A 12,225-nucleotide genomic window follows, 5' to 3' on the forward strand; every position below is an offset into this window, starting at 1 on the left:
GTACTTCGGAGCCCAGAGATTGTCGCAGAATCTTAACCACCAAACGATCGTAGGGATCGATTGGTCCAGCAAGACCGATGGATCAAAATGAGACTCGAGCCGCTCTCGGTAGCCTGCATTATTGCGACCCGAGGTCGCGTGCACGAGCTCGAGGTCCTGCTCGAAAGCCTCAAAAATCAGGATCTCGAGAATTTCGAGGTCATCATCGTCGATCAAAATGACGACGACCGCCTGGGTGTGATTTTTGAGCGCTGGCGGTCGGCCTTGAATCTGCGCCGGCTGTGGAAGCCGGACGAGCGTGGGGCCAGCCGCGCCCGAAACGTCGGCTGGGCTCAAACCCAGTGTCCGGTCGTGCTGTTTCCCGATGACGACTGTTGGTATCCTCCCACGTTCCTGTCGCACGTCCTGCGACTTTTCGAATCGACCAAAGCCGACATCGTATGCGGTCGCGCGGCAGATGCCTCGGGACGGGATATCAACGGGCGCTTCGAAGCAATCCCTCAATGGGTCAATCGCAAGAACGTCTGGACCACCCAGATCGAATGGACCGTCGCATTTCGGCTCACGGCCTTGCAGAAGGTATGTGGATACGACGCATCAATCGGTGTCGGCGCTTTAACGCCCTGGCAAGCCTGCGAGGGCCAGGACATCGTCCTCCGAGCCCTGATGCAAGGGCTCAAATGTTATTACGACAATGCGCTTTATGGCCACCATGCCGAGCTCGATATCTACAACCCCGACGAGAAGATGCGCCGAAAGGGCCGCATGTATGGCCGCGGATTGGGACACGTGCTGCGCATCCACCGCTACGGTTACGCATCGATCTTGAACTGGTTGCTTCGTCCGTTCGTACGGGCCGCGCTGGCGCTGGTGACAGGTAAAATCGGTCGGTCGCGCTATTATCTGGACGTCGCGCTTGGCCGGTGGGAAGGATGGTCAGGAAGACCGCCTCGAACACTGAAATGAACGGGATGAGCTCCCGATCGCTCCGCCAGGAGCGATCGAGCCTTTGACGAACGAAGCTCGGGTCGGCTCGCTGCTATAAAAGAGAAACGCGCGCTAGATGGGACGAGGAAACGACTTGCCAGCAAAAGTACTAAATATCGCGGTCGGAATCGCAACGGGAGGGCGTCGCGAAGTTCTCAGCCGAACCATCGATCTTTTGGCGCATCAAACACGCTCGCCGGATCTTCTGGTGATCTGCCCGATCCACGCGACCGACGTCGACACGTCCAGCTTGGAAAAATTTCCGGCGCCGGCGCAGGTCGTGAGCGCGCCGATCGGCCTGCCGGCCCAACGCAATCGCATTTTGTCGGCGGTCGCCGGCAGCGACGTGATCGTCTTCTTTGACGACGACTTTTTTGCGCAGGATAGCTATCTGGCAAATGTGGAAGCACTGTTTGCGACCCATTCTGATGTCGCGGGCGCGACCGGATTTCTTCTGGCGGACGGCGCCCACGGGCCGGGCCTGACGATAAAACAAGGCTTGGATATCCTGCGATCCGACGGCAGGGCAGACCCGAAAAATGCAGCCTTGACCGACATGGAAGGAACCTACGGTTGCAACATGTCGTTCCGGCTGGAGCCCATCAGGCGTTCCAACCTGCAATTCGATGAGCATCTTCCGCTTTACGCCTGGCAGGAGGACATCGACTTTTCGATGCGCCTGCAGCCGCACGGGCGAATCGTCAAATCGGAGGCGCTTCGCGGGGTGCATCTGGGAATCAAGGCGGGACGCACGTCGGGCGTGCGTCTGGGCTATTCCCAGATCGCCAATCCCATCTATCTTTTGCGCAAGGGCACGATGTCGTGGAAGCACGCCCGAAAGCTCATGGGGCGCAATGTGCTGGCCAATCTGGCACGGAGCCTCCGTCCGGAGCCGTGGGTGGACCGCAAGGGCCGGCTGAAGGGCAATCTGTTGGCATTCGTCGATCTTGCGGTCGGCCGCATCTCGCCCCAGCGCATTCTTCAATTGGACTGACCATCGAGAGAGAGTTTGGAAAAACAAATACTCAGAAACCCCATCAGACTGGCCTATGGCAAAAATATTATTCAATCTCCCAAGTCAACATGCCGGGCGCCCCTCCGGCGTGGCGATCTTCGCCTTTCAGCTCCTGGACAGCCTGGTCGGACGGAATAATTTCGAATACGTGCTTCGCTCGCCCTGGAAGCGAGAGCAGCTTCCGGAGAGATTGCGCGCGAAAGACTTCGAAATCCTGACGATCCCGCGGCCGCCTTTCCTGCTGTTGGACATCTTTGCAAAATGGGTCACTTTCAGGCGCTTTTGTCGCCGCAAGGGGATCGATGTCGTTGTCAATCTGGATCCCTATGGTTCTCCTGCTGGAGGCGCCGCCCGTCTTTTGATTGTCCACGACCTTTATTTCCGGGCCATTCCGAAGCGGATACCTCGAAGCGTCGTGCTGAGAAACGACCTCATTCTCAGGCTGATGCTTTCGACAAGTTCCGAGATCGTCACCGTGTCGGACTCGACGAGGCACGACCTCGAGCGCTGGTATCCGCAGGCGCGAGAACGGACGACGACCGTGCATTCAGCCACCTCACTGAGTGCAATTTCGGCTGACGGCCCCCCGCTGATCGAAAAGCCCTACGTTCTTGCAGTCGGCAACGCCACGCCGAACAAGAATTTCGCCGTACTCGCAAAGGCCATGGCCACTGTTCATTGGGCAGTTCCGGATATCGCGGTGGTCCATGTCGGCGCCGATCCGGACGAGACCATCGCGTCCACCTTGAACGGGCTCGGCTCGTCGCTCCCTGTCATTCGCTTTGAAGGAATCGATGAAGCCAAGCTCACCAACCTCTATCGCCACGCGAGCTGTCTTTGCGTACCTTCGCTGGTCGAAGGATTCTGTCTGCCCATTCTAGAAGCTCAGTCGCTGGGCTGCCCCGTCATATGCTCCGATCGTCCGGCCATGCCCGAGATCGCTGGAACAGGTGCACTTTTATTCGATCCGACAAATCCCGATGCCTTGGCGAAGACTTTGCTCGAAGTGCTGCAGAATCCCGGGACTTCGCAGTCGCTGATCAGCGCCGGACGAGAGAATTCAGCAAGATTTTCCTGGGATACCGCCGCTTGCCAGTATGAGACAATCTTTCGCCGCCTGATCGAAAGAGGCCCGTGAATTTTCATTCACGTCACGGGGGCCAGCGCGCGCAAGCGGCTCGGGTCGTAGGCTTTCACGGATCGTGACGAGGCAAGAGCCGCCAACGCGAAAAAGGGCAGGCCCAGATCGACAAGGGCACCCGACGTCGTCGCCGTGATCAGCCATCCAACACACGCCCAGCGCGCGGCGCTCCGATAGGCGTCGCTTCCGTCATCACCTGTCGATGCGTTACGATAGAAAATTGTCACGAAAAACGCGACAAATAACGGGGTGCCGATGATTCCGAAATTCGCGAGGACGGCAATCGGAAAACTCGACGCGCGCAAGCTGCCCACGCCCACGCCGAATCCAAACGTGTCATAGAAATTCTGCATCGCCTGCTGATTCCAGCTGGAACGCTCGATACCGGAGTCCGTCGCCATCTTGTTAAGGACAAACGTATCGGCGAGATCCTTGACGTAGCTCGCATAGTCATTGTTCATCGCGATGATCAACCCGATGATGGCCAGGCTCAACGGAAGACCAAAAACGAGTACGACTGACGCCGGATTGGATTTCCAAAACACCACGCGGGCGAGAGCGGAGGCGTAGGCGAACATCAGAAACACGGCAAGACCGACATAGGCCGTTGTCGACGTCGAAAACAACAGCGCCACCAGCGATCCGACGGTCAGACCGAAAGCCAAACGCGGACGGATACCCAACAGCCAGAGCCGCATCGTGAATGCAAAATAGCCCAGCGTGCACGCTCCGAACGAGGATGCTTCGGTAAAGGAGCCTACGATGCGCTTGAACCCGGCAACTTCGGTGTCATTCAACATCGAATAGTTGGCATTTCGAATGAAGGCGAGCAGTTCCGTCGTACCCGTGAAATAGGTGGCAAGATCCAATACCGCGAACATCAGGTTCAGAACGACGGTCAGCAGGACCGCGCTTTGCAGGACCCGTCTGCCGAAAGGACTACCGGCGTAGGCAGACACCAGGACGAAACAGACGAAATCGCCCACGAAATAGACGGATTGCGTAAAATTCGCTGTCGCCGGCTCCAGCGGAACTCTGTAACCCAGGGAACGAACCGGAAAGACAGCGGTTTGCCAGGCGAGCAGGCGCGGCATCATGAAGGCCGAGATGACGCAAAACAGCGTGGTCAGAAACAGCCAGAATCCCGGCCGGCCGATCGCTATGCTCTGCCAGATTCGCTTCCTGTTTTCGGAATCGGTGAGCGACTTGTAGGTCAGAAATCCGAGCAGGAGATGCGCCGGTTGCACGCTTGTCCCGCCGAGCGAATCCAGCGTAAACGCTGCCGAGGCTCCGAGCAGGGTCGAGCAGACGAAGGTATAGAAAATGAATGGTGGCGGCAGCGCGAGGCTGGTCAGGCCAAACAGCAGCGCGATGATTCCGATCAGCTCAACTGTCATTCGTGTCTTGTGGCTGGATTAGGGAACACCCTCGCCTGCCGATCCGATCAACGCCGGCGCGGCCAATTGCGAAAGCACGTCGAGTTGGGCATCCTGCGCGAAGTTAGCATAGTTTACGCCAGACCAACACGATTCCGTACCAGCGCCAGTCATCAGTATTAACGCCAGCCGCAACTTGCCAGCATTTTTGATGATGTCGAGAACCTTCTGGACTTACGCTGAACGGCGACCGGTCAAGCCCGCGACGTGTCGCTTGATATACTCCAACACCGCAGGATAGTGAACTGCAAACGGGGAGTCGGCGTGCCGCGGCGTTACATTATCCATATCCATGAACTCCTAACGGTCCGCTTCCTGAACAGTCGATCAGATGTTACGCAAATCCGGCATTGGAGGCCTCCTCAAAGTCCTTCGCCGCCGACCAGAATCTCTTTAAGGGAAGTGACGCCGCCGAAGGGCCGCGTCGGGGCGGGCGATTTTCGGCGTCCGTGGGTCCTCCCGGATCCACCCGCCCGAAGCTGGCTCTCGTTCAACTCCGGCCGCGTCGGCACCTGGTCCTGGCATCGAATATCGGAAAAACCGCAATGCGCATTCTCCATTTGCTGAACCATACCAGGCGGCTTAACGGGCACGTTCACGCTGCAGTCGACCTCGCCTGCGCTCAAGTCAAGCTGGGTCACACCGTGGCCGTGGCGAGCGGTGGGGGAGATTTCGACCAGTTGCTCACCGACCACGGCGTCGAATGCATGCGGATCAATCAGGAACGGCGGCCGGCATCGCTCGCGATGGGATTGCGTTTGCTCTATCGAGCGGTCGATGAATGGCGTGCGGATGTCGTGCATGCGCATATGGTGACCAGTGCCGCGCTGGCCTGGCCGGTGTGCCGCGTACTGCGCCGTGCCTTGGTGACCACCGTCCATAACGAATTCCAGAAAAGCGCTGTTCTCATGGGGCTTGGAACGCGCGTCATCGCGGTAAGCGCAGCCGTCGGACAGTCGATGCAGAAGAGGGGGATTTCGCGCGCCCGCATCGACGTAATCCTGAACGGCACGATTGGATCCGTCAGGTTCGACGGAAAAGATCGAACCGCCCGTTCGCTCGAAACTCCCGCCATCATCTTCGTCGGAGGATTGCATCCTCGAAAGGGCCTGCCCGACCTGTTCGCAGCCTTCGGCAGCGTGCACGAGAAGCACCAAGGCGCGCATCTCTACATCGTGGGCGACGGTCCCTGCCGGGACCAGTATATCGCCACGGTCAACGCGATGGAATGCAACGGGGCTGTGACGTTTACGGGGCCGACCGACGAACCCTTTCCGTTCATGAAGGGTGCCGACATTTTTGTGCTTCCTTCACACGCCGATCCCGCGCCGCTCGTCCTGTCGGAGGCGCGAGAGGCCGGCTGCGCAATCGTCGCAACGGAGGTCGATGGAATACCTGAATTATTGGAACATGGGAAAGCAGGGATTCTCGTGCCACCCGGAGATCCCTCGCAGCTTGCCAAAGTACTGTGCGGGCTTCTTGAACGCGCCGAGGTCCTTGAGGAATGGAAGAGAAACAGTCAATACAACGTCGACTATCTGCGTATCGACCGTGTTGCCCGCGACACCTTGGCTGTCTACGCCAACGCCACCCGCAAAGTCGGAAGGGCCGTGACGGACAAATGACAGCCTGACCAGGCGGTCTTCCCGTTCTCCGTCTTTGGATACGACCAGCAAACGCCAATGTGGTCCCCGTTTTCGGCGACCAGACCGTCCTGGTCCCAAGATCGAACGAATCGTGTCCTAGATCCACTTGATCCCGGCCCGATGTCACCTGGCAATCTCGCCTCATTGAGGGGCATGACGAAGCGGCTCGTCAAAGCTCTTGAGCGCGAAATAGCTGCCCAGCACTATGCCTGCGAGCAACAATGGCCCTTCGATCAACACGCCGTGATGCCGCTCGGCAAAGACCTGATAGAAACCGTTGATCCAGCAAAAGATCGGATAGTGCAAGGCATATGTCGGATAGGATAGCGCGCCGCCAGATAATGCCAGCGCGCGCCCCTTTCCAGACAAGCGAACCCCGGCTCCGCTCAAGACAACGGTCGGCGAAACAAGTGCGACCCAAGCCATGCTGGTCAGGAAGGTCACTGGTTTAGGGTAGTAGAACAGCAGCGCCATGGTAAGCGCTGAAAACCAAAACGCGATATTCATTCCGGTCGCGGAAAGCCGGCGCTCTTTCAAATGATAGACCAGCACGCCGGCAAAGAATGATGCGCCCACGCGCGGAAACCCGCTTCAGAACGTGCTGATCTCATCACCGCCAAGGCCGACGAATGGCAGAGACGACAAACAGCAGGCAAAGATGGCAAAAGACAACCATGACTGGAAGACGCGGCGCGATAGGCTCCACAAGAGGTTCACGACAATTTCCAGGAACTATAAGTATTGCGGTCCGTTCAGTGGAAACACCTGCGGCCTGCCGATGGCGGCAGTCGCACCAAAAAACGGAAGATCGATGATTCCGAGCAGCGTCGCGAACATCAATTCGCCCGGAGATAAGGAGGCTGCCGTCATGCGCGATAAACTCTCCTGCTGCGCCGCAGCCCATGTCGTCGTCCGGATGGCGACATCCATGACACCGAATGACAGATTGGGAATCCGCCCTTCTCTCGATTGGTGATGCATTTGTTACCCTTCAAAGACCGCGGAATTGCAATTGTCATCCGCGCGTGGCCAGCGGATATTCCAATCAGGCTGACCGGCGGCGTCAGAATAGTCCCCACTATCGATTTGCCTGCGAGGATCCGTGATGCATAGTTCGTCTTTCGGCTTCCTGACCGCGCTCGCGGTCATGACCCTCCCGGCCGCGCCGCTTGCGATGGCCGCAGAGCAGACCCAGACCGCGACGTCCGGGAACTCCTGTGATCTCCGTCCTGTCTTCATGGAGGACTTCAACGAGGAGACCACCCCCAACAAGCGCATCGAGACGATCTCCTCGGTCCGCCTCGGGCCGGCGCGCTGGACAGCCCACACGCCATGGAACGGTGATTTCGGCGATGCCAGATTCGCGGACCCGCTTCCGAGCGGCCCGTTCAAGATCAAGGACGGAATTCTCTCGATCACGGCATCCAAGGACAATGAAGGACATTGGAGCTCAGGGTTGATTGCCGCCGCCGACGCAACCGGCGCGGGATCCGGAACGCGTTACGGATATTTCGAGGCCCGGATGAAAATGCCCCCGGGGCCAGGTACCTGGCCGGCGTTCTGGTTGGCCGCGCTGAAACCCGTGGCCGGTTCGGACGGCAATGTCGAAATCGACGTCGTTGAATATTATGGCCAGTTTACCGGCGCCTATCAGACTGCGACCCATATCTGGTACAAAGACGCTAAAAAGACGGCGGGCGCGCTCGAGACGATCCACGTCCCCGACAACACGCTGGTCCAGGATTTTCATACTTTCGGTGTCGACATATCTCCCAAGACCATCGTCTTCTTTCTTGACAACAAGCAGGTTTGGACCCAACCAACCCCACCGGAACTCGACGGGCCGATGTATCCGCTCGTGAACCTGGCGCTCGGTAGCGGCTGGCCGATCGATCGAACGCCGAACCCGTCCTCGCTTCTTGTCGACTATGTTCACGTCTACGGGCGAGACGCCGGACCTCCCGAGGGCTGCCCGCCGGGCCTGCCGCACTGAACCACGAAGGGCGGCAATGGCGCGAGCACGCAACAATCAGGGCCGTCGACGGCACGTTTGGTTCGGCCGCTGCGCCCCCGTCGACAATCCCAGCGGAGATCATTCCTGATGAAAGTCGCCATCGTTCACTATTGGCTCGTCGGCATGCGCGGTGGCGAGAAGGTGATCGAGGCACTGTGCGAGATGTACCCGCAGGCCGATATCTTCACCCACGTCTACCTTCCGGAGATGGTCTCCGACCGGATCCGCCAACACCGCGTCATCCCGACCTTCATCAATTCGCTGCCGCGCGCGGGCAGAATGTACAAGACCTACCTGCCCTTGATGCCGCTCGCGCTGGAGCAGCTTGATCTGCGCGGATATGATCTCGTGATCTCGAGCGAATCGGGCCCGTCCAAGGGCATCATTCCGCCTTCGGACGCGCTCCACGTCTGCTACTGCCACACCCCGATGCGCTATATCTGGAACATGTATCACGACTATCGCGAAGGCGCCGGCCGGCTCACGCGCCTGATGATGCCGCCGCTCGCGCACTATCTGCGGTTGTGGGACGTGACGTCGGCGGCGCGCGTTGACAGCTTCATTGCGAACTCCACGACGGTCGCGCGGCGAATTCACCGCTACTACGGCGCGGATTCCGTCGTCATTCATCCACCCGTCGATACCCACGCGTTTGCGGCGGTGGCCGCTTCGGAGCTTTCCGATTCCTATCTGATGGCCGGCGAACTGGTGTCCTACAAGCGGCCCGATCTTGCCGTCCGGGCGTTCAACGACATGAAATTGAAGCTGGTCGTGATCGGCGGTGGCGAGATGCTCGACGAACTCCGGCGCCTGGCCGGCCCGACGGTCACGGTCATGGGGTCGCAGCCGTTCGAGATATTGAGGCAGCATTATGCGCGATGCCGCGCGTTGATCTTTCCGGGCGAGGAAGATTTCGGGATGGTGCCGGTGGAGGCGATGGCCAGCGGACGTCCGGTCGTCGCTTTCGGCCGGGGCGGCGCCACCGAAACCGTGGCGGACGGCGTGACCGGCGTGTTCTTCGCCGAGCAGACGGTCGAGGCGATCGTCTCGGCAGTCAAGCGCCTGGCCGCCCTCGACATCGATCCTGCGAAGATCGCGGCCCATGCGAGCCGGTTCGGACGCGAGCCGTTCTTTGCGAAAATGCGCGCCCATATCGATCGCCTGCTCGGCGAAAGAGCCGGAGTAGCCGCCGCGGCGCAAGGCGGGCCGAGAGGCAACGCTATCGTCGAGCTAACCTAGCCCGTATCGATGACCGATAGCTGCGCATCCTCGATCACGAGGCATGTCAGCTTCCCGGTGGCAAACGCCCCGGTATCGATGTTAATACGATTGGGTCCGACCTCGACCTCACGGGTCGGCGTATGTCCGTGAACGACGATCTTGCCGAAATCCTCGTTCGACGTGAGAAACTCGTCCCTGATCCAGAGCAGATCGTTCTCGGCCTGGCGCGACAGTTCGACGCGGGGCCTCACCCCGGCATGCGCGAAAAAGAAATCACCGCACGAAAAAGACGCCTGTAAGTCACGAAAAAACCGCATGTGGGGCTGCGGCAGGGCGCCGTGGAAGGCCGCCTGCAGCTCGACGATCTGCTTTCCGCTTGCCGGCGGGACCCCATAGGAAATCAGGGTTTCCGTGCCACCCAATCGCATCCATCGATCGAACAGGCCGGGATCGCTCAGGCAGCGGATCGCGATCAACTCATGATTGCCTTTCAGAAAAATGCACTCGCTACTCCGACCGAGCTCGATCAACCGATCAATCGTCGCCCGCGAGGAGGCGCCCCGGTCGATATAGTCGCCCAGAAAAACGTAGACTGCTCTCGCCGTCGGACGGAGCGTGATGTCGGTGCCGATTCGGAACAGCAGGTCGTCGAGCAGGTCGAGCCGGCCGTGAATGTCGCCCACGGCATAGATCCTCAGATCCGCTGGCAATGCAGGGGGGCGTCCCGCAACCCTGAGGCGATCAATGTCCGGAAGCGGAGACGGCACGTCTTAACTCTTTTGGCCAGAGAACGTTCGCACAGCAGCAAAGACCAAGCACATAACGAAGCTTAACCGCCGATCTTTCTCCAGCGCCCGACTTTCAACAAGACGTGCTGCCGGGTTGCCACCTCGGCCACGCTCTGCGTGAACCGACCGAATTTGCCGAATGCGCTTTAAAAACCAATATCTTCAAGACATTGCCGTTCGCCGGTGGCGCCCCTCGGCGCCGCCCGGTCCAATCAACCATGATCGTCGAGCACGGTTGATACTTCGCTTAACGTATTGTAGGGTTTCGAAAGTATTTTTCAATGCGTTGCAAATAGTTGGAGCGTACCGTGCGTATCGGACTTATCGCCAAGGCGCTTGGCGCTCAGATGGTGCTTGCTTTTTTCGTGACCCAGGCCATGGCTGCCCCATGCATCGCTCCGCCGTTGACTCCGCAGGCGATCGCTCAGTTCAAGTTGAACCCCGAAGCCCTCGTGGCGCCGAATTCAGACACCCGCACGATCGAATCTTCGGTGCGGGACCTCGCTGGCACCGACCCGGAGCTCGCCAAGGATCTGATCCAGCTCGCCCAGGGAACGACGCCGCGATTTCGAACCGCGATTGCCGCCGGTCTCGCCCAGGCGGCCATAGCCTGCACAAACCTCGACCAGAACGCCGCCCTGCTGATCCAGCAAGCCGTTGCCAGCTTCGAGGACGGACAATTCCAGGCTTCGTTTGCGGCGGTTGCGGGAGACCTCTCGACCGCGGCGACCGAAGCAGCGGCGTCATCCGCCGCCAGTTCTGTGGGCAGCGTGGTTGTGGTCAATCCAAATGCATCTCCAGGTCCGTCCACCACCTTCGGTGGCGGAGGCACGGAGGCGCTGGTACAGATCACGTCGGCCGCCGTCACGATCAACCTGGTGAATGGACCGACAGCGTCGCCCAGTTCGACGACAACCGCGGCCAATCCGGTCAGCCAGACTCGGTGAAGACTTGATCTGGCGGTGACACGGCACCCGCTGACGCGGAAGTGATTTAGAGGAATTTTGGATGAACGTAGCGGGCCAATTCGCGCCTTATCCCGTGCCGGTGGACAATGACGCCAATTCCGGGACGTTGTCCTTGGTGCAAATCCGCGATTTTCTGAAGCGCCAATGGCGTCTGATTGTCCTGGTCACCGGTCTGACAGTCATGCTCGGCATCGCCTACCTGGCGCTCGCCGCGCGGCAATATACCGCGCAGGCAGACATGATCATCGACACCAAGAAAGTCACTTGGACGCAGTCCGAGATGTCGTCCGACAATCGCAACATTGATGACGCCTCGGTCGAAAGCGAGATCGAAACCACCAAATCCGAGAAGGTCGCGACCGCTGTTGCGAAACGACTGCACCTCACCGAGGATCCCGAGTTCATTGGCGCTGGCCCGGGACTGAAGCGCCGCATCTTCTCGCTGTTGAAGTTCAACTCCGGCCCGGAGCCGGAGCTGACGGACGAAGGAGCGATGCGCCGCGTTCTGGCCACGCTGAAGGACAATCTGCGCGTCACCCGTCTGGGGCGCAGCTACATCGAGCAGATATCGTACACATCGCTCGACCGCGACAAGGCGGCGAGAATCGCCAACGCGTTCGCCGACGCCTATATCGAAGATCAATTGCAGGCGAAGTTCGAGGCAACCCGACGCGCCAGCGTTTGGCTGGAACAGCGAATCGGAGAGCTGCGCCAGCAGGCCAGCGACGCCTACAAGGCAGTGCAGGACTTCAAATCCCAGAACGGCATCATCATCGGTGTCGACGGCAAGCTGGCGAGCGAGGTCGAGCTCGATCAGCTCGGTGTTGCTCTCGCCAAGGCACGTGCCGATACGAGCCAGGCCAAGGCAAAGCTTGACCGCATCGAAAAGGTGCTGGAGCAGCGGCCCGACCCGAGCAAGGAGAGCCTGGACATCCCCGACCCGATTGTCACCGACGCCCTCAGCAATCCCGTCATCACCAAACTTCGGCAGCAATTCCTCGACGACCAG

12 protein-coding genes are annotated in these 12,225 nt (G+C 59.5%); 8 read left to right on the forward strand and 4 right to left on the reverse strand.

Translation table 11 applies throughout. The features are described 5' to 3' along the window. Positions 1 to 87: 87 nt before the first annotated feature. From WCB02_RS21135 to WCB02_RS21145, 3 genes are all read left to right on the forward strand, one after another. Positions 88 to 966: a glycosyltransferase family A protein gene (locus WCB02_RS21135; protein ID WP_423961088.1), complete on the forward strand. Its 879-nt coding sequence runs from the start codon at positions 88 to 90 to the stop codon at positions 964 to 966. A gap of 115 nt (positions 967 to 1,081) precedes the next feature. Further along, a complete protein-coding gene (locus WCB02_RS21140) occupies positions 1,082 to 1,981 on the forward strand; it encodes a glycosyltransferase family 2 protein (RefSeq protein ID WP_423961091.1) in 900 nt (299 codons plus the stop codon). A gap of 109 nt (positions 1,982 to 2,090) precedes the next feature. Continuing rightward, positions 2,091 to 3,140: a glycosyltransferase family 4 protein gene (locus WCB02_RS21145; RefSeq protein WP_423961093.1), complete on the forward strand. Its 1,050-nt coding sequence runs from the start codon at positions 2,091 to 2,093 to the stop codon at positions 3,138 to 3,140. An 8-nt stretch (positions 3,141 to 3,148) separates the two neighbouring features. Here WCB02_RS21145 and WCB02_RS21150 read toward each other — a convergent pair whose 3' ends face one another. After that, complete coding sequence (locus WCB02_RS21150) at positions 3,149 to 4,237, reverse strand: hypothetical protein (RefSeq protein WP_423961095.1); 1,089 nt, start codon at positions 4,235 to 4,237, stop codon at positions 3,149 to 3,151. Positions 4,238 to 5,124: 887 nt separating this feature from the next. On the opposite strand from WCB02_RS21150, the gene WCB02_RS21155 reads away from it, so the two are divergent. Further along, positions 5,125 to 6,204: a glycosyltransferase family 4 protein gene (locus tag WCB02_RS21155; protein WP_423961096.1), complete on the forward strand. Its 1,080-nt coding sequence runs from the start codon at positions 5,125 to 5,127 to the stop codon at positions 6,202 to 6,204. A gap of 162 nt (positions 6,205 to 6,366) precedes the next feature. Here the strand turns inward: WCB02_RS21155 and WCB02_RS21160 are convergent, their stop codons facing one another. Continuing rightward, entirely contained in the window at positions 6,367 to 6,801 is a 435-nt protein-coding gene (locus WCB02_RS21160; RefSeq protein WP_423961098.1) for a hypothetical protein, read from the reverse strand. A gap of 156 nt (positions 6,802 to 6,957) precedes the next feature. Continuing rightward, a complete protein-coding gene (locus WCB02_RS21165; protein ID WP_423961099.1) occupies positions 6,958 to 7,155 on the reverse strand; it encodes a hypothetical protein in 198 nt (65 codons plus the stop codon). Positions 7,156 to 7,330: 175 nt separating this feature from the next. Here WCB02_RS21165 and WCB02_RS21170 point away from each other — a divergent pair, with 175 nt between their 5' ends. Together WCB02_RS21170 and WCB02_RS21175 are read left to right on the forward strand one after the other, a co-directional pair. Continuing rightward, positions 7,331 to 8,218: a glycoside hydrolase family 16 protein gene (locus WCB02_RS21170; RefSeq protein ID WP_423961102.1), complete on the forward strand. Its 888-nt coding sequence runs from the start codon at positions 7,331 to 7,333 to the stop codon at positions 8,216 to 8,218. Between the two features lie 108 nt (positions 8,219 to 8,326). Next, positions 8,327 to 9,478, forward strand: coding sequence for a glycosyltransferase (locus WCB02_RS21175; protein ID WP_423961104.1), 1,152 nt, complete (start codon positions 8,327 to 8,329; stop codon positions 9,476 to 9,478). On the opposite strand, the gene WCB02_RS21180 is transcribed toward WCB02_RS21175, so the two are convergent. Continuing rightward, positions 9,475 to 10,227 carry a metallophosphoesterase family protein gene (locus WCB02_RS21180; RefSeq protein WP_423961106.1) on the reverse strand — a complete coding sequence of 251 codons (753 nt, stop codon included), beginning with the start codon at positions 10,225 to 10,227 and terminating at the stop codon, positions 9,475 to 9,477. The genes WCB02_RS21175 and WCB02_RS21180 overlap by 4 nt on opposite strands. 329 nt (positions 10,228 to 10,556) lie before the next feature. On the opposite strand from WCB02_RS21180, the gene WCB02_RS21185 reads away from it, so the two are divergent. Together WCB02_RS21185 and WCB02_RS21190 are read left to right on the forward strand one after the other, a co-directional pair. Beyond that, positions 10,557 to 11,195 (forward strand): hypothetical protein, encoded by a 639-nt coding sequence (locus WCB02_RS21185; RefSeq protein ID WP_423961108.1) that lies wholly within the window; start codon positions 10,557 to 10,559, stop codon positions 11,193 to 11,195. Positions 11,196 to 11,256: 61 nt separating this feature from the next. Beyond that, positions 11,257 to 12,225: GumC family protein (locus WCB02_RS21190; protein WP_423961109.1), on the forward strand; the 969-nt coding region annotated here is incomplete at its 3' end.

Source organism: Bradyrhizobium sp., assembly GCF_049581145.1.
Taxonomy (GTDB): domain Bacteria; phylum Pseudomonadota; class Alphaproteobacteria; order Rhizobiales; family Xanthobacteraceae; genus Bradyrhizobium.

What these genes read in the sequence shown, in the direction of transcription:
- WCB02_RS21155 (WP_423961096.1), top strand. Translation starts at nt 5,125, where the DNA reads ATGCGCATTCTCCATTTGCTGAACCATACCAGGCGGCTTAACGGGCAC.
- WCB02_RS21175 (WP_423961104.1), top strand. Translation starts at nt 8,327, where the DNA reads ATGAAAGTCGCCATCGTTCACTATTGGCTCGTCGGCATGCGCGGTGGC.
- WCB02_RS21150 (WP_423961095.1), bottom strand. Translation starts at nt 4,237, where the DNA reads ATGCCGCGCCTGCTCGCCTGGCAAACCGCTGTCTTTCCGGTTCGTTCC.
- WCB02_RS21170 (WP_423961102.1), top strand. Translation starts at nt 7,331, where the DNA reads ATGCATAGTTCGTCTTTCGGCTTCCTGACCGCGCTCGCGGTCATGACC.
- WCB02_RS21135 (WP_423961088.1), top strand. Translation starts at nt 88, where the DNA reads ATGAGACTCGAGCCGCTCTCGGTAGCCTGCATTATTGCGACCCGAGGT.
- WCB02_RS21165 (WP_423961099.1), bottom strand. Translation starts at nt 7,155, where the DNA reads ATGGATGTCGCCATCCGGACGACGACATGGGCTGCGGCGCAGCAGGAG.